The organism is Ramlibacter sp. MAHUQ-53 (genome assembly GCF_052600055.1).
This window is the reverse complement of the sequence record NZ_JBQWTS010000009.1, coordinates 23,212-40,400: the sequence shown is the minus strand read 5'-3', so window position 1 is coordinate 40,400 and position 17,189 is coordinate 23,212. Positions and strand designations below refer to the sequence as shown.

Sequence of the window (17,189 nt, the reverse complement as noted above, 5' to 3'; positions counted from 1 at the left end):
CGTAGTACCCGGTCCTGCTGAGCGGTTCCTGCCCCGCCCTCACCCCTCGAACTGCGGATTCACCTGCCGGATCCGGTTCATCGCCATCCCCGCCGCCGCCGTGCGCGTCTCCACGCCCAGCTTGGCGAACACCCGCTCCAGGTGCTTCTTCACCGTGGCGGGGCTCGCGCCCACGATGTCGGCGATGTCGCGGTTGATCTTGCCCTTGGCCACCCAGTACAGCACCTCGGCCTCCCGCGCGGTCAGGCCGAAGGACAGGCTCATGGCCTCGATGACCGCGGCGTCCGACTCCTCGCGCATGACGATCAGCCACTCGCCACCCGCCTCGTCGTCCCCGGTCTGGCGGTGCAGCCGGAAGGTGAGGCGGCGCGCCCCGGCCTCGAAGGGCAGGCGCGGCGGCTCCACCTGGTGCGCCGCCTGCGGCGCATGGCGCCGCAGCCAGTCCGCCACGGCCTGCGGCACGTGGGACGGGCGCAAGGCCATCTCCTCGCCGAACCAGCCCGCGAGCAGGTCGCGCGCCAGCGGGGTCTGCCACATCAGGCGGCCATCGCTGGCGCGGACGGTGAGGCTGGCGTAGCCGAAGGCATCGAGCGCGTTGCGCGTCTGCCGTGCCAGCCGCGCGCCCTGCAGGTGCACGCCCATGCGGGCCAGCACCTCCTTGGGCTTGATCGGCTTGGTCACGTAGTCCACGCCGCCGGCCGCCAGCGCCGCGACCAGGTGCTCGGTCTCGGTCAGGCCGGTCATGAAGATGATGGGAATGTGCGCGGTCGCCGGCGAGGCCTTGAGGCGGCGCGCGACCTCGAAGCCGTCGATGCCGGGCATCACCGCGTCGAGCAGCACGATGTCGGGCACGGCCTGCGCAGCGCGCTGCAGCGCCGCCTCGCCGCTGGTGGCCACCAGCACGGTGTAGCCGCTCTCGTCCAGCGCGTCGTGCAGCACGGCGAGGTTGTCGGGGACGTCGTCGACGACCAGCACCACGTCGGCGTGGCTGCGGTCCAGGGGATCGCCCGCGGCGGGGCCGGCGAAGGGGTTCACGCGGGGTTCTCCTGGGCGGCGGCCTCGTCGAGGCGGCGCGCCATGGTCTCGAATTCGAAGCCGCGGGCCAGCGCGCGCATCTGCTCGCAGAACGCCTGGCTGGCGGGCTGCGCCGCCTCGATCTCGGCGAGCCGGTTCAGGATGCCGCGCAGGTAGCCCAGTTGCACGAGCTCGCGCAGGCTGGCGAGGGCGGCGGCGTCGGGCCGGGTGGCGGCCTGCGACACGGGTGCGGGAGCCGCCGCCACCGGCGGCGGCGCGGCCAGCCAGCGCAGGCCGAGCTCGCGCTGCAGCCAGTCCAGCAATTCGCCATGCCGCACCGGCTTGACGATGAAGTCCTCCGGCCGGATGCCCAGGCCGTTCTCCAGGCCCTTGTCGAAGGCATTGGCCGAGACCACCGCCACCCGGGTGGCCGCCAGGGGCCCCATGCGGCGCAGGCGGCGGATGGTTTCCCAGCCATCGATGCCGGGCATGGCCAGGTCCATGAAGATGGCGTCGGGCACGAGGCCGGCGGCCAGCAGGTCCAGCGCGTCGTGGCCGCTGGCGGCGGTGCGCAGCTCGAAGCCCAGGGGCTCGAGCAGCTGCACCAGCAGCTCGCGGTCGGCCTCCTCGTTGTCCACCACCAGCAGGCGGCGGCGGGGGCCCTCGTAGCCGTGGCGCGCCTGCGGCACCGGCCGGGGCGCGGGCGCATCCTGCACCGCGGGCAGGAACAGCCGGACCCGGAAGGTGGTGCCCTGCCCCGGCGTGCTGGCCACGGTGAGCTCGCCGCCCATGAGGTCGGTGAGCATCTTGGCGATGGTCAGGCCCAGGCCCGCGCCGGGCGCGGGGCCCGCCTCGACGGCCCCGGCGCCACGGGTGAAGGGCTCGAACACCCGCTCGATCTCCTGCGCGGTCATGCCGGGCCCGGTGTCCTCGATGTCGATCTGCGCCATCTCGCGCCCGTGCCGCACCCGGAAGGTGACGCTGCCCTGCGCGGTGAACTTGATGGCGTTGCCCAGGAGGTTGATCAGGATCTGCCGCAGCCGGCGCTCGTCGGCCCGCACCACCTCGGGCAGCGTGCCCTCGGCCTCGAAGCGGAAGGCCAGGCCCTTGCCCGAGGCCTGCAGCTCGAACAGGCCGGCCATCTCGTGCAGGCAGTCGGCGAAGCGCATCGGCCCCACCTCCAGCCGCAGCTTGCCCGCCTCGATGCGGGCGATGTCCAGCGTGCCTTCGATCAGCGAGAGCAGGTGCTCGCCCCCGCGCCGGATCACGTTGACGGCCTGGCGGCGGTGCGGCGGGATGCCCGGGTCCTCCCCCATCAGCTGGGCGTAGCCGAGGATGGAGTTCAGCGGCGTGCGCAACTCGTGGCTGATGGCGCTGATGTAGCGGCTCTTGGCCTGGTTGGCCTGCTCGGCGGCGTGGCGGGCCTGCTGCAGCGCCGCGTCGGTCTGGCGGTGCGACTCGATCTCGCGCACCAGCAGGTGCGTCTGGCGGTTGGATTCCTCCTGCGCCACCTGCCGGCTCTTGTGCGCCAGCACCAGCCACCAGGCGACGATGCCGGCCAGCACCAGCAGCGCCAGGTAGGCCTTGAGGAAGCCATTGCGCAGGGTGGCCTCGAACGGCGCGGCGAGGCCGCCGGCCTGGTCCTGCAGCGCCTGCAGCTCCTGGTGATAGAGCAGCCCGAAGATGGCCGCCAGCACCGGCGCGATCACCATCGCCAGCAGCAGGAAGTGGCCGAGGCCGGTCTCCAGGTAGGGCCAGGCGGCGCGCGGCAGCAGCCAGCGCAGCGCGGCCCGCCACTGCGAGGCCAGGTTCGCGTGCGGCTTGCACAGGTCGCCGCAGCGCGCGTCCAGGGTGCAGCACAGGGAGCAGATCGCGCCCTGGTAGGCCGGGCAGTGCGCCATGTCGGGCGCCTCGTAGTCACGCTCGCAGACCACGCAGCGGCGCAAGGCCGCGGACAGGGGCGTGCCCGCCTCCTCGCCGGCGCCGCCCCCGGGGGCCGGCGGCGACGCGGGGCGCGCCAGGTAGTAGCGGCCCCGCGTGGCCCAGGCGATCAGCGGCGCCGCGCAGAAGGCCACGCCCAGCGCGATCAGCGCCGAGAAGGCCTGCGCCATCGGCCCGAACAGGCCCAGGTGGGCGCTGATGGACAGCACCGAGGCCAGGGCCATCGCGCCCACGCCCACCGGGTTGATGTCCCACAGGTGCGCGCGCTTGAACTCGATGCCCCGGGGCGACAGGCCCAGCGGCTTGTTCACCACCAGGTCGGCCACCACCGCCATGAACCAGGCGATGGCGATGTTGGCGTACAGGCCCAGCACGTCGCCGAGGGCCTGGAACACGTTCATCTCCATCAGCATGAAGGCGATGAGGGTGTTGAACACCACCCACACCACCCGGCCCGGGTGGCTGTGCGTGACCCGCGAGAAGAAGTTGGACCAGGCCAGCGAGCCGGCGTAGGCGTTGGTCACGTTGATCTTCAGCTGCGAGACCACGACGAACAGCGCGGTCGCCGCCACCGCCCACCCGTAGTGCGGGAAGACGTATTCATAGGCGGCCAGGTACATCTGGTTCGGGTCCACCGCGCGCTCGGGCGGCACCATGTGCGAGATCGCCAGGTACGCCAGCAGGGCGCCGCCGAGCATCTTGACCACGCCCAGCACCACCCAGCCCGGGCCGCCGGCCAGCACGCCCGCCCACCAGGCGCGCCGGTTGGCCGCCGTGCGCGCCGGCATGAAGCGCAGGTAGTCGGCCTGCTCCCCCATTTGGGTGATGAGCGCGATGCCCACGGTCAGGGATGCACCGAACGAGTGCAGATCGAATCCCGGCACCGGAGACTTCTCACCACCGTAGTGCACGACGCCGGAAAACGCACCAGGATCGCGCACCACCACATACGCGAAGGGCACCACCAGCATCACCAGCCACAGGGGCTGCGTCCAGGCCTGCAGGCGGCTGATGGCGGACACGCCGTGGGTGACCAGGGGGATGACCACCAGCGCGCACACCAGGTAGCCCCAGGCCGGCGGGATGTCCAGGGCCAGCTCCAGCGCGTAGGCCATGACCGCGGCCTCCAGCGCGAAGAAGATGAAGGTGAAGGAGGCGTAGATCAGCGAGGTGATCGTCGAGCCGATGTAGCCGAAGCCGGCGCCGCGCGTCAGCAGGTCCATGTCGACGCCGTAGCGGGCGGCATGGACGCTGATCGGCAGCCCCGCCAGGAAGATGATCAGCCCGGTGGCCAGGATGGCCCAGAAGGCGTTGACGAACCCGTACTGCACCAGCAGCGTGGCGCCCACCGCCTCCAGCACCAGGAAGGAGGCGGCGCCGAAGGCGGTGTTGGCCACGCGGAAGGCGGACCAGCGCCGGAACCGCTGCGGGGCATAGCGCAGCGCGTAGTCCTCCATGGTCTCGCGGGCCACCCAGGCGTTGTAGTCGCGGCGCACCTTGACGACGCGCTGGGGCGCGTCGTCGGCGGGCACGGGGTGGATCGGGATGGATTCGCGCACGGGGCGCAGGTGCAAAAACCGCGCCCGCCATACGCCATAGGGCGGACGCGCAGGCACACCCCTTGCAATACCATCCGCCGGTTATCCCGGAACTGCCATGGACCTCACGCCCCGCGAAAAAGACAAGCTCCTGATCTTCACCGCCGCCCTGCTGGCCGAGCGGCGCAAGGCCCGGGGACTCAAGCTCAATGTGCCCGAGGCGATCGCGCTGATCACCGCCGCCGTCATGGAGGGCGCGCGCGACGGCAAGACCGTGGCGCAGCTCATGAGCGAAGGCCGCAGCGTCCTCACGCGCGACGACGTGATGGAGGGCGTGGCCGAGATGATCCCCGACATCCAGGTCGAGGCCACCTTCCCCGACGGGACCAAGCTGGTCACCGTCCACCAGCCGATCGTTTGAGAAGCCGAGCCCCCGAATGAACAAGCAACTGACCCTCGCCGCGGCCACGCTGGCCGCGACCACCGCCGCCTTCGCCCACGAGGGCCACGGCATCGCCGGCGCCAGCCACTGGCATGCCACCGACACGCTCGGCCTGCTGCTGGCCGTGGGCTTCGCCGGCCTGGCCTGGTGGTTCACCCGCGGCGGCAAGTGATGACCCCGGGCGAACTCCTCGTCGAGGACGGCGACCACGCCCTCAACCCCGGCCGGCGCACGTCGACGGTCGTGGTGCGCAACACCGCCGACCGGCCGATCCAGGTCGGCTCCCACTACCACTTCGCCGAAACCAACGCCGCGCTCGCCTTCGACCGCGACGCCGCCCGCGGCATGCGCCTGAACATCGCCTCCGGCACGGCCGTGCGCTTCGAGCCGGGCCAGCAGCGCACCGTCGAACTGGTGGAGTTCGCGGGCGACCGTGTGGTGGTCGGCTTCCGCGGCCTGGTGCAAGGAACCCTATGAGCAGAATCTCGCGCCGCGCCTACGCGGAAATGTTCGGGCCCACCAAGGGCGACCGCGTCCGCCTCGCGGATACCGACCTGGTCCTGGAGGTCGAGGAGGACTACACCCTGCGCGCCGGCGGCTACGGCGAGGAGGTGAAGTTCGGCGGCGGCAAGACCATCCGCGACGGCATGGCCCAGAGCCAGCGAAGCCGCGCCGAGGGCGCCATGGACACGGTGCTGACCAACGCGCTGGTCGTGGACCACTGGGGCATCGTCAAGGCCGACATCGGCCTCAAGGGCGGGCGCATCGTGGCCATCGGCAAGGCCGGAAACCCCGACACCCAGCCGGGCGTGGACATCATCATCGGCCCGGGCACGGAGATCATCTCGTGCGAGGGCAGCATCGTCACCGCCGGCGGCATCGACAGCCACATCCACTTCATCTGCCCGCAGCAGATCGAGGAGGCGCTGGCCTCGGGCGTGACCACCATGTTCGGCGGCGGCACCGGCCCGGCCACCGGCACCTTCGCCACCACCTGCACGCCCGGCCCCTGGCACATGGAGCGCATGCTGCAGGCGGCCGACGCGTTCCCGATGAACCTGGGCTTCATGGGCAAGGGCAACGCCAGCCAGCCCCAGGCGCTGCGCGAGCAGATCGCCGCCGGCGCCATCGGCCTGAAGCTGCACGAGGACTGGGGCAGCACGCCCAGCGCCATCAGCAACTGCCTGGACGTGGCCGACGAGATGGACATCCAGGTGGCCCTGCACTCCGACACGCTGAACGAGTCGGGCTTCGTGGAGGACACCATCGGCGCCACGAAAGGCCGCGGCATCTGCGCCTTCCACACCGAGGGCGCGGGCGGCGGACACGCGCCGGACATCCTGCGCGTGGTGGGCGAGGCGAACTTCCTGCCCTCCTCGACCAACCCGACGATGCCCTACACCGTCAACACGCTCGACGAGCATGTCGACATGCTGATGGTGTGCCACCACCTGGACCCGGCCATCCCCGAGGACCTGGCCTTCGCCGAGAGCCGCATCCGCAAGGAGACCATCGCGGCCGAGGACATCCTGCATGACCTGGGCGCCATCAGCATGTTCTCCTCCGACTCGCAGGCCATGGGCCGCGTGGGCGAGGTGATCCTGCGCTGCTGGCAGACCGCGCACAAGATGAAGGTCCAGCGCGGCAAGCTGCCCGGCGACACCGACCGCCACGACAACGCGCGCGCCAAGCGCTACGTGGCCAAGTACACGATCAACCCCGCCATCGCGCACGGCATCAGCCACGAGGTGGGCAGCATCGAACCCGGCAAGTGGGCCGACCTGGTGATCTGGAAGCCGGCCTTCTTCGGCATCAAGCCCTCGGTGATCCTCAAGGGCGGCAGCATCGCGATGGCCGCCATGGGCGACCCGAACGCCTCGATCCCGACGCCGCAGCCGGTGCATTTCCGGCCGATGTTCGGCAGCTACGGCGGCTCGCTGGCGAAGTCGTCCATCACCTTCGTCTCGCAGGCCGCGCTCGACGCCGGCCTGCCGCAGCAGTACGGCCTGTCCAAGGTGGTGAGCGCGGCGAAGGACATCCGCCGCGTGCGCAAGCAGCACATGGTGCACAACGCCTGGCTGCCGAAGATGGAGATCGACGCCCAGACCTACGCGGTGCGCGCCGACGGTGAGCTGCTCACGTGCGAGCCGGCCAAGGTGCTGCCGATGGCGCAGCGCTACTTCCTGTTCTGACGGGCGCCGGGCCCAGAATACGGGCTCGCCCCCAGCATCCGACGTGGTGGGGGCCCCGCCCCTTCCACCTTCGAATCCGATCCATGAGCCACATCCTCACCGTGGGCAAGGTCCTGGCCGGCGGCCACGGCCTGGCCTCCGTCCTCCTCAAGCGCGCCGCCACCGTAGAACTCGACTGGGACGTGCGCCAGAAAAGCCGCTTCGACTGCACCGACTCGCAGGGCCGCCAGCTCGGCGTGTTCCTGCCCCGCGGCACCGCGGTGCGCGGCGGCGACGTGCTGGTGGCCGAAGACGGCTCGCTGGTGCGCGTGGTCGCCGCACCGCAGCCGGTGCTGGTGATCACCCACTGCACCGCGCACGGCAGCCCCTTCGACCTGACCCGCGCGGCCTACCACCTGGGCAACCGCCATGTGCCGATCGAGCTGCGGCCGGACCACCTCAAGATCGAACCCGACCACGTGCTGGCCGACATGCTGCGGTCCATGCACCTGATCGTGCGCGAGGCCCGCGAGGCCTTCGAGCCCGAAGGCGGCGCCTACGGCAGCGGCCATGGCGGGCACTCGCACGGCCACGGTCATTCGCACGGCCACGGACATGCCAGTGACCATGACCATGACCATGACCACGGTCACAAGCACGCCCACGAGCCCTCGCACACCCATGGCGACCACGCCCCCTGTGACCATGAGCATGACGACGGCCATGACCACACCCACGGCCATGGACACCAGCACCCGCATTGAGCCGAAGCCCGAGCCCCTGCCCGGCGACGCCGCGCTGCTGCAGCTGATGTGGCTCGCCTCGCCCGCCTTGCCGGTGGGCGGCTTCTCCTACTCCGAGGGCCTGGAGGCCGCGGTCGATGCCGGCCGCGTGGCCAGCGAGGCCACCGCCGCCGACTGGCTGGCCGACCAGCTGCACCTGGCCCTGGCGCGCGCCGACTTCGCCGTCGTGGCCCAGGCCGTGGCGGCCTGGCGGGCCGACGACACGGACCGCGTGCGCGCGCTGGACGACTGGTGCCTGCGCACCCGCGAGACCTCCGAGCTGCGCCTGCAGGCCGAGCAGATGGGCCGCTCCCTGGTGGAGTGGCTCAAGTCCGTGCGCCCCGACCTCGCCGCGCGCGCGGCCGCCGCGGGCCGCCTGACCTACCCCGTGGCCTGGGCGCTGGCCGCCAGCGCCAGCGGCGCCGGCGTGCGCCCCATCGTGCTGGCCTACGCCTTCGGCTGGGCCGAGAACATGATGCAGGCGGCGATCAAGTCCGTCCCCCTGGGCCAGAGCGCGGGGCAACGCATCCTCGCGCGCCTCGCCCGTGAAATCCCGCCCGCCGTCGACCTCGCCCTCTGCCTGGGCGACGGGGACCGGCAGGCCTTCTCCCCCATGCTGGCCATCCTCTCGGCCCGGCATGAACACCAGTACTCCCGCCTTTTCCGATCATGAGCCTGCACCACATCGCCAACCGCACCAAGAAACTGCCGCCCCTGCGCGTGGGCATCGGCGGGCCCGTGGGCTCGGGCAAGACCACCCTGCTCGAGATGCTGTGCAAGGCCATGCGCGAGACCTGGGACCTGGTGGCCATCACCAACGACATCTACACCAAGGAGGACCAGCGCCTCCTCACCGTGAGCGGCGCGCTGCCGGCCGAGCGCATCATGGGCGTGGAGACCGGCGGCTGCCCGCACACCGCGATCCGCGAGGACGCCTCGATCAACCTCGAGGCCATCGACCGGATGCTGGAGCAGTTCCCGGATGCCGACATCGTCTTCGTCGAGTCCGGCGGCGACAACCTGGCGGCCACCTTCAGCCCCGAGCTGAGCGACCTCACGGTCTACGTGATCGACGTGGCGGCCGGCGAGAAGATCCCCCGCAAGGGCGGCCCCGGCATCACCAAGAGCGACCTGTTCGTGATCAACAAGACCGACCTCGCCCCGCACGTGGGCGCCGACCTGGCGGTGATGGAGGCCGACACCCAGCGCATGCGCCAGGGCAAGCCCTACGTCATGACGAACCTCAAGACGCAGGACGGGCTGGCGCAGGTGATCGCCTTCATCGAGCGCAAGGGCCTGCTCGTCGCGGCCTGAGGCCAGGTCAGGCCGTGGCCCGGACCGCCTCGACGCGCCAGCTGCCGTCGGCCTGCCGGTGCAGGCGCCGGCCCTCGCGCATCATGGCCGCGCACGCCTCGGGCGCCACCGGCCGCGAGAAGTAGAAGCCCTGGATCTCGTCGCAGCCGCGGCGCGCGAGGATGTCCAGCTGCTCGGTCGTCTCCACGCCCTCGGCCACCACCTTGAGCTGCAGGCTGTGCGCCAGGCCGATCACCGCGCGGGCGATGGCGGCATCGTCCGGGTTGGTGGCCAGGTCGCTGACGAAGGCCCGGTCCACCTTGAGCGCGTCGAGCGGGAAGCGGCTCAGGTAGGAGAGGCTGGAGTAGCCCGTGCCGAAGTCGTCCACCGACAGCCGCAGCCCGTAGCCGCGGAACCGCTGGAGCTGCTCGGTCGATTGCGCCGGGTCGCGCATCAGCATCGACTCGGTCAGCTCGAACTCCAGCAGCGAGGGGTCGATGCCGGTGTCCGCGAGCACCGCGCGCACCTGGCCATCGAGCTCGCCGGAGGAGAACTGGCGGGCCGACAGGTTCACCGCCACCCGCGGCACCTTCAGCCCCTGGGCCTGCCAGTCCAGGATCTGGCGGGCCACCGCGCGCATCACCCACTCGCCCACGCCGAGGATCATGCCGGTGTCCTCGAGCACGGGGATGAACTCCGCGGGGCTGACCAGCCCGCGCGCCGGGTGCCGCCACCGCAGCAGCGCCTCGAAGCCGCAGATGCCGCCGGTGGAGAGGTCCACCTTCGGCTGGTATTCCAGGAAGAACTCCTCGCGCTCCAGCGCGGCGCGCAACTGGGTCTGCACGGCCAGGCGGTCGGAGGCCTGGGCGCTCATCTCCTCGGTGAAGAACTCGAAGGCGTTGCGGCCCGCCGCCTTGGCGGCGTACATCGCGCGGTCGGCGCGGCGCACCAGCGTGGCGGCCTCGACGCCGTGGTCCGGCGAGAGGGCGGCGCCGACGCTGGCGGAGATGAAGGCCTCGCGCCCGTCGAGGTCGAAGGGCTGGCCCAGCTGCGAGATCAGCTTGCGCGCGACGCGCTCGGCGTCGCCCGGGCTTTGCAGGCCGGTGAGGAGGACGGCGAACTCGTCCCCCGACAGGCGCGCCACCGTGTCGCCGGCGCGCAGGCAGGAGACCATGCGGTGGGCGGCCTGCACCAGCAGCAGGTCGCCGGCCTCGTGGCCCAGGGTGTCGTTGACCAGCTTGAAGTGGTCCAGGTCCAGGTACATCAGGCACAGGCGCGTGTCCTGTGCGGGGGCGGCCTCCAGCGCCAGGTCGAGGCGCTCGAGCAGGAGGCGTCGATTGGGCAGGCCGGTGAGCGCGTCGAACTGCGCCAGGTAGGTGAGGTGCTCGCGGGTGTGGTGCCGCTCCCTGGCCGCCGAGAGCACGTGCACCAGGCTGCGCAGGAAGTCGCGGTCGGCGTTGCGGAAGGCGCGCGGTTGCGGCGTGGCCGCCACCAGGGCGAAGCGCAGGCCCGAGGAGGCGTCGGCCTCGCCCTGCTGCACCAGCAGGCCGCGCACGCCATGGGCCTCCAGCAGGCGCGGCGGCGGCGCCAGGCGCGGCGGGTCGCCCTCGAGGGCGGCCGGCACGCCGACCCAGCCTTCCTCCCAGCCCATGCCGGCCTCGACGCGGGGCGCGGGATCGTTCGGCCCCTGCACCAGCAGCGCCGCGTGGTCCACGTGCAGGCCGCTGCACACCAGCTCCAGCGCCAGCTGCTGCAGGCCCGAGACATCGTCGCCGCCCAGGGCCTTCTGGCCGAAGGTGGTGATCATGTTCTGCCGGCGCACCTGGTCGATCAGCTCGCGCTCGGAGGTCTTCTGCACGGTGACGTCGATGTCGATGCAGATGTACTTCTCCACCTGCAGGTGGTCGGCGCCGAAGATCGGCACGATGCTGCGGCGGTGCCAGCGGCGCCGGCTCATCGCGTCGACCACCGCCACCTCGCCGTGCCAGGTGCTGCCGGAGGGCTGCCAGTCGCGGCCCTCAGCGTCCTGCAGGCGCTGGCCCAGGAGCGCGGCGCGCGGCAGGCCGACGGCGGCGACGAAGCGGTCGTTGGCATAGACCAGCCGCCCCTCGGGGTCGAGCTCGCAGACGATGGTGGCCTCGTCCATCGCCTTCTTGTGCTGGATCAGCGCGTGCATCAGCGAGTCGATGCGCTGGCCGAACTGGGCGCGCAGGCTGCCGGCGGTGCGGTTGATCACGTCGACCGCGCGGCGGATCTCCAGCGGCGCGTCATCGGAGAGCGCGGCCTGCGCGTCGATCGCGCCGGCCAGCACCTGCTCCTCGTACACGTGGAGCCGGTCCAGGTTCTGCAGCCAGCGGCGCAGGGCCAGGCGCATCACCAGCAGGCCCGCGCCCAGGCCGAAGAAGATCAGGGCCGCCGTCTGCAGGGACAGTGCCCACAGGTCTCCGGCGATCTGGCGGGCGTTGAAGCGAAGCTCCAGCACGCCGTAGTTGCGTCCGCCCACGCTGACCTCGCGGCGCAGGTCCGGCATGCGCTCGGCCACCAGGCCGGTCAGCCAGGCCGGCGCGCGCGGCAGCGCGCGGTCTTCGGCCCGGATGCGGCCGCCGGCCTTGTCCGAGTAGACCGCCTCGCGCAGGGGCGAACTGGTCACGATGCGATCGAGCAGCCGCTGGATGGTGTCGAAGTCGCCGATCAGCGCGCTCTCGGTGATCGGCTGCATCGAGACCTCGGCCAGCTTCACGACCGATTGCTGGTTGTCCTCGATGTGCTGCGTGAACTGCTGGTAGGTGATCAGCCCCAGCGCGCCCAGGGCCGCGATGAGGATGCTCAGGCCGTAAAGCAGGAACACCCGTGACGCCAGCGACTGCGGCATCCAGGCCCGGAAGTTCCGGGGCGCTGGCGAGGCGCGGGCGGTCATCGGTCGGGTCAGCGCAGCGCCGCCGGGGCGGTGCGGTAGAAGTCGCGGTACGAGGCGTAGTCGGCGTCGGTGGCCGCGACGAAGGAGACCGGGTCCTTGGCCTGGATCACGCGGGCCGAGGCTTCCAGCACCTGGCGGCCCTCGGGGTCGCGGTGCATGCCCAGGAAGGCGCGGGCCACGGCCTGCACCTGCGCATCGGGCACGCGCGGGGACGCCATGAGCGCCAGGTCGCTGAAGGGGGCGGACGACCACAGCACGCGGAACTTGCGGTTCTCCCGCGCGGCGTACTCGGCCACCATCTGCGAGTTGGTCCCCATGGCCGCGGTGCGGCCGGAGACCAGCTGGGTGAACGCCGCGTCGAGGTTGCCGGCGAACACGGCGCGCGCCGGGATGCGGCGCTCCAGCAGCTGGGCGTAGGTGACCTTGTAGGCCACCAGGGCTTCGGGGCCGGGGAAGGCGATGTCCTTGTCGCCGAGGTCGGCCAGGGTCCGGATGGGGGACTCGTCGGGCACGATGATCTGGCCCGACACCGGCGGCGCGTTGCGGCGGCCGAACACCTTCCAGCCGAGCTTGGCGCGCTCGGGGCTGAACAGGTGGTTGGTGAAGGCGAAATCGGACTCGCCGGCCAGCACCAGGGCGGTGGTCTCGGCCGAGGTCCGCCCCAGCTTGAGCTGCAGCGTCACCCCGCTGCGCTGGGAGACGTACTCGAGGATGGGGTTCCAGTAGCTCGCCGACAACTGCAGGCTGTGCTGGTTGACCGGGGAGAAGTGGTAGGTGGCGGCCGGCGCCTGCGCCCGGGCGGGCAGCGAAGCCAGGGACAGGGCGGCCAGGCAGGCCAGGCCGGCAGCGAGTTTGCGAATGAAAGTCATGCGGCGCACGAGGATATTTTGGGCATTTTATGCCTCCTTATCTGCAGACGATCCAGGGAAATCGCCTGCCTTCGGGGCCCTTATCCAACGATCTAGAATCAGGGTCACCACGGAGGCGTGGCAGAGTGGTCGATTGCACCGGTCTTGAAAACCGGCAACGGGCAACCGTTCGTGAGTTCGAATCTCACCGCCTCCGCCAGGCGCCGCCTCGGTCGCCATCCCCCGGTGGCTTCAGGCGACAGCGGAGCCAGCCGGTGGTAGGGCACCATCCGGGCATGCACAACAAGCCCACGACGCTCCTGCTGAACATCGGTCACGCCCTGGACCACATGTTCCTGCTGATATTCGCCACGGCCGTCACCTCCATCGCCAGGGACTTCGGGGTGGCGCGCTGGGAAGACCTCATGCCCTACAGCGTGGCGGCGTTCTTCTTCTTCGGGCTGGGCTCGCTGCCGGCGGGCCGCCTGGGGGACCTGTGGGGCCGCCGCCAGATGATGATCGTCTTCTTCGTGGGCATCGGGCTGGCGTCGATCCTGGTGGCGTTGACGACGACCCCGCTGCAGCTGGCCGTGGCCCTGGCGGTCCTGGGGTGCGCGGCCTCCATCTACCACCCGGTGGGCATTCCCATGCTGGTGCAGGGCGCGGCCCGCCCCGGCTGGACGATCGGCGTGAACGGCCTGGCCGGCAACCTGGGCCTGGCCCTGGCAGCGGCGGTGACGGGGCTGTTCATCAAGTACTGGGGCTGGCGGATGGCCTTCGTGATCCCGGGCGTGGCCAGCATCCTGTGCGGCCTCGCCTTCGCCGCCTGCGCCCCCCGCGAGGCGATGGCCCCCGCCAGGAAGAAGGCCGCCGCAGGCGCGCACCCGGGCCTCTCGATCGCCCGGCTGCTGATGGTCATGACGATCGCCGCCACCAGCGGCAGCATGCTGTTCAACTTCTCCACGAGCAGCAACTACGAGCTGCTGGCGGACAAGTTCGCCCAGGTCTCGCAGGACCCGGCGCGCATCGGGCTGTTCCTCGCGGCGGTATACGTGCTGGCCTCACTGACCCAGCTGCTGGTGGGACACCTGCTGGACAAGGTGGCCCTGAAGACGCTGTACCGCAGCGTGATCGTCGTCCAGCTGGTGGCCCTGCTGCTGGCCAACGCCACGCACGGGTGGGCCTTCTACTTCGCGCAGCTGCTGTTCATGGCGGCCATCTTCGGGGCGGTCCCGTTCACCGACGCGATGGTCGTGCGGTACGTGGACGATGCGATGCGCTCGCGCGTCTCCGGCATGCGGCTCGCCGTGGCCCTGGGCGCCAGCTCACTGGCGGTGTGGCTGATCGGCCCCATCGTCAAGGCGGCCGGCTTCAGCACCCTGATCTGGGTCATGGCGGGCACTTCATGCATCACCCTCGCGGTGGTGAGCCTCCTGCCGGGCACGCCCGTGCCGCCCGGGACGGCCGCAGCGCCGGGCGAGGCCCGCTAGCGGACCGGAGGCGCCGGCCGGCACGCCGGCCCGGGCGCCCGCAGGCTCAGAGCGGCACCTTGACCTGCACCCCCAGCACCCACGAACGCGGCAGCCCCGGCTCATAGAAGCCGCCGCTGGCCTGGTTCACGATCACCGAGCCGATGGTGCGGCGGTCGGCCAGGTTGTCGATGCCGCCGAAGGCCTCGACGCTGGCCGCGTCCACCTGCCAGCGGTGGCGCATCCGCAGGTTCAGCAGGCCGTGGCCGGGTGCGCTCGCGGTGTTGGCGTCGTTGGCCCACAGGCGGGAGCGGCCGGTCCAGTCCAGCGCCGCCTCCAGGCCCGCCGGCGGCTTGCCGGACACCGGCAGGCCGCGCTGCGACCACTGCAATGAACCGAAGGCCTGCCGCGCCGGCACGCCCGGCAGCCGGTTGCCCGCCGGCACGCCGGAGAAGGCGGTGTCGTAGGTCGCGCGGATCAGGCTGGCCGAGGCCAGGGCGCGCCAGTGCGGCGACCAGGCCTGGCGCAGCGAGGCCTCCAGGCCCTGGCGCACGGTGCTGGTGGCATTGGCGAAGGCCGTGCGGCCGCCGGCGGACAGGGCGGAGACGATCTCGTCCTCGGTGTCGATGCGGAAGACGGCCAGGTCCAGGCGGGTCGCCGGCGCGGCGGCCCACTTCGCGCCGGCCTCCAGGTGCCGGCTGCGCGCCGCGGCCAGGCGCGTGTTGAAGCTGCCCACCACCGCGGTGCCGGCGACGGTGTAGGCCGCCTCGGCCAGCGTCGGCGTCTCGAAGCCCTTGCCGTGGTTCACATAGAGGTTCAGCGTGTCGGTGGCATGCCAGGTCAGGCCCAGCACCGGCTGCGTGGCGCGATGGCGCACCGAGCCCGAGCCGTCACGGCCGTCGGCCAGGTAGTCGTCGCGACTGCGCAGCGTGACGTCGCTGCGGCGCGCGCCGGTGGTGAGGGTCCAGTGCCCGCCGAGCCGCCAGTGGGCCTGGACGAAGACGTCGCGGTTGCCGGACTGGTTCCATTCGTTGCGGTCGATGGCACCGGTCTTCTCGCCGGCCGCGGCCGGGCCGCCCTGGCGCTGCTCGCCGGCGCGCTCGCGGTCGAAGCCGGCCACCCAGTCCACCGCGGTGTCGCCGCCCAGGCGCGCCTTGCCATCGAGCTGCAGGCCGACGCCGTCGAAGCGGCGGGCCAGGCCCACCCAGGTGTTGCCGGCCTGGAACTGCAGGTTCTCCCGCTCGCCGCCGTAGACCCGCCCCTGCAGCCGCAGCGAGGACGAGAGGCGGTGCTCGACCACCGCGCCGAGCTGCTCCTGCGAGACCACCTTGCGGGTGGCCCGGGCCACCGCGTTCGTGCCCGCGGCGGAGGGAGTGGCCAGCTGCGAGGCGGTCAGGCCCAGCGGGTCCTGCGCCAGCGGCATGTCGAAGAGATTGGCCACCAGCCGCACCCGCGTGCCGGGTTGCGCGTCGACGGTGACCACGCCGTTGAAGTGGCGGCGGCGTGCCGCGCTGTTGTCACGCCAGCCGTCGGTCTCGAACTCGCTGAAGTCGGCCACGATGCCGACCCTGCCCCCGGGGCCCGCGCGCCCGCTGGCCTGCCAATCCGAGCGGCGCAGGCCGAAGGACCCCTGGGTGGCCTGCGCCTGCCCCTCGGGCTGCGCGCCCGCCTCGCGGGTGAACGCCTGGATCACCCCGCCCGAGGCGTTGCCGTGGATCTGGGCCAGCGGCCCGGCGAGGACCTCGATGCGGCCCGCCGAGGACAGGGCCACGGTGGAGGCCTGCCCTTGGCCGTCGGGCGTGCTGGCGGGAATGCCGTCGACCACCAGGCGCAGCCCGCGCAGGCCGAAGGCGGCGCGCGCGCCGAAGCCGCGGATGGAGACCTGCAGGTCCTGCGCGTAGTTGTTGCGATTGAGCGAGACCACGCCCGGCACGCCCGCCAGCGCCTCGGAGAGGTTCACCTGCGGGCCGGCGGCGCGGATCGCCGCCTCGTCGACCACGTGGACCGAACCCGGGGTGTCGAAGGCGCGCAGCTCGAGGCGGCCGGCCTGCACCGCCACCTCGGGCAGGGTGGGCGCCGGCGCGGTCTGCGCCTGGGCGGCCAGCGCGGTCGCCGTCGCGGCGGCGCCGGCCAGGAGGTGGTGCTTCACGGCCAAGGGATGCCTCGCTCGGGTCGGGATTGCGGAAGGTTCAGGGCGCCAGCCGGGAGAGGAAGTGGGCCATGGCCCGCAGGTCGTCGTCGCTCACGCCATACAGGGACGCGGCCATGATGGTGTCACGCCCCACCGCCTGGTTGGCGCGGAACTGGCGCATGGTGTGCAGCAGGTAGTCCTCGCGCTGCGCGGTCATGCGCGGCACCTGGTCGCGGCCCGCGTAGCTGGGGAGGTGGCAGATGCCGCAGCGCATCTCGGACGCCAGCTGCCGGCCGCGCTCGAACAGGGCCGTGTCGCGGTCCGCCGGCGGCGGCTTGAGCGGCAGCGCCGCGTAGTGGCGGGCCAGCGCGGCGATCTCCGCGTCGGAGACGCCGTCGAGCGTGCCCTTCATCGCGGCGATGTCGCGCATGCCCTCGCGGATCATCACCAGCTGGTTCTCCAGGAACACGCGCGGCTGGCCGGCCAGCGAGGGCGTGTCCTTCATCTGCGAGTTGCCATCCGCGCCGTGGCAGGCCCCGCACAGGGCCAGCCTCGGCGCGATGTTCTGCGCGAGCGCGACGGGCGCCGCGACGAGGGCCGCCGCGCCCAGCACGGCGGCCTGCAGCCAAGCCATTGGATGCAT

The 17,189-nt window shown here is 71.9% G+C and carries 14 protein-coding genes and 1 tRNA gene; 9 read left to right on the top strand and 6 right to left on the bottom strand.

Features of this window, described 5'->3' with window-relative positions:
* Positions 1-39 precede the first annotated feature (39 nt).
* Positions 40-1,035 (bottom strand): response regulator, encoded by a 996-nt coding sequence (locus ACT80S_RS14150; RefSeq protein WP_377416848.1) that lies wholly within the window; start codon positions 1,033-1,035, stop codon positions 40-42.
* Entirely contained in the window at positions 1,032-4,412 is a 3,381-nt protein-coding gene (locus ACT80S_RS14145; protein WP_377417260.1) for a hybrid sensor histidine kinase/response regulator, read from the bottom strand. Before ACT80S_RS14145 ends, ACT80S_RS14150 begins: the two co-directional genes overlap by 4 nt.
* Positions 4,413-4,611: 199 nt before the next feature.
* Between ACT80S_RS14145 and ACT80S_RS14140 the strand changes: the two genes are divergently transcribed.
* The 7 genes from ACT80S_RS14140 (at position 4,612) to ureG (ending at position 9,202) form a co-directional block, all read left to right on the top strand.
* The gene (locus ACT80S_RS14140; RefSeq protein ID WP_377416846.1) at positions 4,612-4,914 is read left to right on the top strand and encodes an urease subunit gamma; all 303 of its coding nucleotides are present in this window, start codon (positions 4,612-4,614) and stop codon (positions 4,912-4,914) included.
* 16 nt (positions 4,915-4,930) lie between these two features.
* Complete coding sequence (locus tag ACT80S_RS14135; protein ID WP_377416844.1) at positions 4,931-5,107, top strand: hypothetical protein; 177 nt, start codon at positions 4,931-4,933, stop codon at positions 5,105-5,107.
* Complete coding sequence (locus tag ACT80S_RS14130; protein ID WP_377416842.1) at positions 5,107-5,412, top strand: urease subunit beta; 306 nt, start codon at positions 5,107-5,109, stop codon at positions 5,410-5,412. The genes ACT80S_RS14135 and ACT80S_RS14130 overlap by 1 nt, the downstream gene beginning before the upstream one ends.
* A complete protein-coding gene (gene ureC, locus ACT80S_RS14125; RefSeq protein ID WP_377416840.1) occupies positions 5,409-7,127 on the top strand; it encodes an urease subunit alpha in 1,719 nt (572 codons plus the stop codon). Before ACT80S_RS14130 ends, ureC begins: the two co-directional genes overlap by 4 nt.
* Before the next feature lie 92 nt (positions 7,128-7,219).
* Entirely contained in the window at positions 7,220-7,870 is a 651-nt protein-coding gene (gene ureE / locus ACT80S_RS14120; protein WP_377417259.1) for an urease accessory protein UreE, read from the top strand.
* Positions 7,830-8,561, top strand: coding sequence for an urease accessory protein UreF (locus ACT80S_RS14115; protein ID WP_377416838.1), 732 nt, complete (start codon positions 7,830-7,832; stop codon positions 8,559-8,561). The genes ureE and ACT80S_RS14115 overlap by 41 nt, the downstream gene beginning before the upstream one ends.
* Complete coding sequence (gene ureG / locus ACT80S_RS14110; protein ID WP_377416836.1) at positions 8,558-9,202, top strand: urease accessory protein UreG; 645 nt, start codon at positions 8,558-8,560, stop codon at positions 9,200-9,202. Before ACT80S_RS14115 ends, ureG begins: the two co-directional genes overlap by 4 nt.
* Positions 9,203-9,209: 7 nt before the next feature.
* Here ureG and ACT80S_RS14105 read toward each other — a convergent pair whose 3' ends face one another.
* Positions 9,210-12,098, bottom strand: coding sequence for an EAL domain-containing protein (locus ACT80S_RS14105; RefSeq protein WP_377416834.1), 2,889 nt, complete (start codon positions 12,096-12,098; stop codon positions 9,210-9,212).
* Between the two features lie 8 nt (positions 12,099-12,106).
* Positions 12,107-12,967 (bottom strand): phosphate/phosphite/phosphonate ABC transporter substrate-binding protein, encoded by an 861-nt coding sequence (locus ACT80S_RS14100; protein ID WP_377416832.1) that lies wholly within the window; start codon positions 12,965-12,967, stop codon positions 12,107-12,109.
* 111 nt (positions 12,968-13,078) lie between these two features.
* On the opposite strand from ACT80S_RS14100, the gene ACT80S_RS14095 reads away from it, so the two are divergent.
* Both ACT80S_RS14095 and ACT80S_RS14090 read left to right on the top strand, forming a co-directional pair.
* Positions 13,079-13,166, top strand: a tRNA-Ser gene (locus ACT80S_RS14095).
* A gap of 76 nt (positions 13,167-13,242) precedes the next feature.
* On the top strand, positions 13,243-14,436 hold the full coding sequence (locus ACT80S_RS14090) for an MFS transporter (RefSeq protein WP_377416830.1): 1,194 nt from the start codon (positions 13,243-13,245) through the stop codon (positions 14,434-14,436).
* A gap of 46 nt (positions 14,437-14,482) precedes the next feature.
* Here ACT80S_RS14090 and ACT80S_RS14085 read toward each other — a convergent pair whose 3' ends face one another.
* Both ACT80S_RS14085 and ACT80S_RS14080 read right to left on the bottom strand, forming a co-directional pair.
* Positions 14,483-16,564 carry a TonB-dependent receptor family protein gene (locus tag ACT80S_RS14085; RefSeq protein WP_377417257.1) on the bottom strand — a complete coding sequence of 694 codons (2,082 nt, stop codon included), beginning with the start codon at positions 16,562-16,564 and terminating at the stop codon, positions 14,483-14,485.
* Positions 16,565-16,604: 40 nt separating this feature from the next.
* Positions 16,605-17,189, bottom strand: coding sequence for a c-type cytochrome (locus tag ACT80S_RS14080; protein ID WP_377416828.1), 585 nt, complete (start codon positions 17,187-17,189; stop codon positions 16,605-16,607).

What these genes read in the sequence shown, in the direction of transcription:
- ACT80S_RS14145 (WP_377417260.1), bottom strand. Translation starts at nt 4,412, where the DNA reads ATGGAGGACTACGCGCTGCGCTATGCCCCGCAGCGGTTCCGGCGCTGG.
- ACT80S_RS14140 (WP_377416846.1), top strand. Translation starts at nt 4,612, where the DNA reads ATGGACCTCACGCCCCGCGAAAAAGACAAGCTCCTGATCTTCACCGCC.
- ACT80S_RS14135 (WP_377416844.1), top strand. Translation starts at nt 4,931, where the DNA reads ATGAACAAGCAACTGACCCTCGCCGCGGCCACGCTGGCCGCGACCACC.
- ACT80S_RS14130 (WP_377416842.1), top strand. Translation starts at nt 5,107, where the DNA reads ATGACCCCGGGCGAACTCCTCGTCGAGGACGGCGACCACGCCCTCAAC.
- ureC (WP_377416840.1), top strand. Translation starts at nt 5,409, where the DNA reads ATGAGCAGAATCTCGCGCCGCGCCTACGCGGAAATGTTCGGGCCCACC.
- ACT80S_RS14115 (WP_377416838.1), top strand. Translation starts at nt 7,830, where the DNA reads ATGACCACACCCACGGCCATGGACACCAGCACCCGCATTGAGCCGAAG.
- ureG (WP_377416836.1), top strand. Translation starts at nt 8,558, where the DNA reads ATGAGCCTGCACCACATCGCCAACCGCACCAAGAAACTGCCGCCCCTG.
- ACT80S_RS14105 (WP_377416834.1), bottom strand. Translation starts at nt 12,098, where the DNA reads ATGACCGCCCGCGCCTCGCCAGCGCCCCGGAACTTCCGGGCCTGGATG.
- ACT80S_RS14100 (WP_377416832.1), bottom strand. Translation starts at nt 12,967, where the DNA reads ATGACTTTCATTCGCAAACTCGCTGCCGGCCTGGCCTGCCTGGCCGCC.
- ACT80S_RS14090 (WP_377416830.1), top strand. Translation starts at nt 13,243, where the DNA reads ATGCACAACAAGCCCACGACGCTCCTGCTGAACATCGGTCACGCCCTG.
- ACT80S_RS14080 (WP_377416828.1), bottom strand. Translation starts at nt 17,189, where the DNA reads ATGCATCCAATGGCTTGGCTGCAGGCCGCCGTGCTGGGCGCGGCGGCC.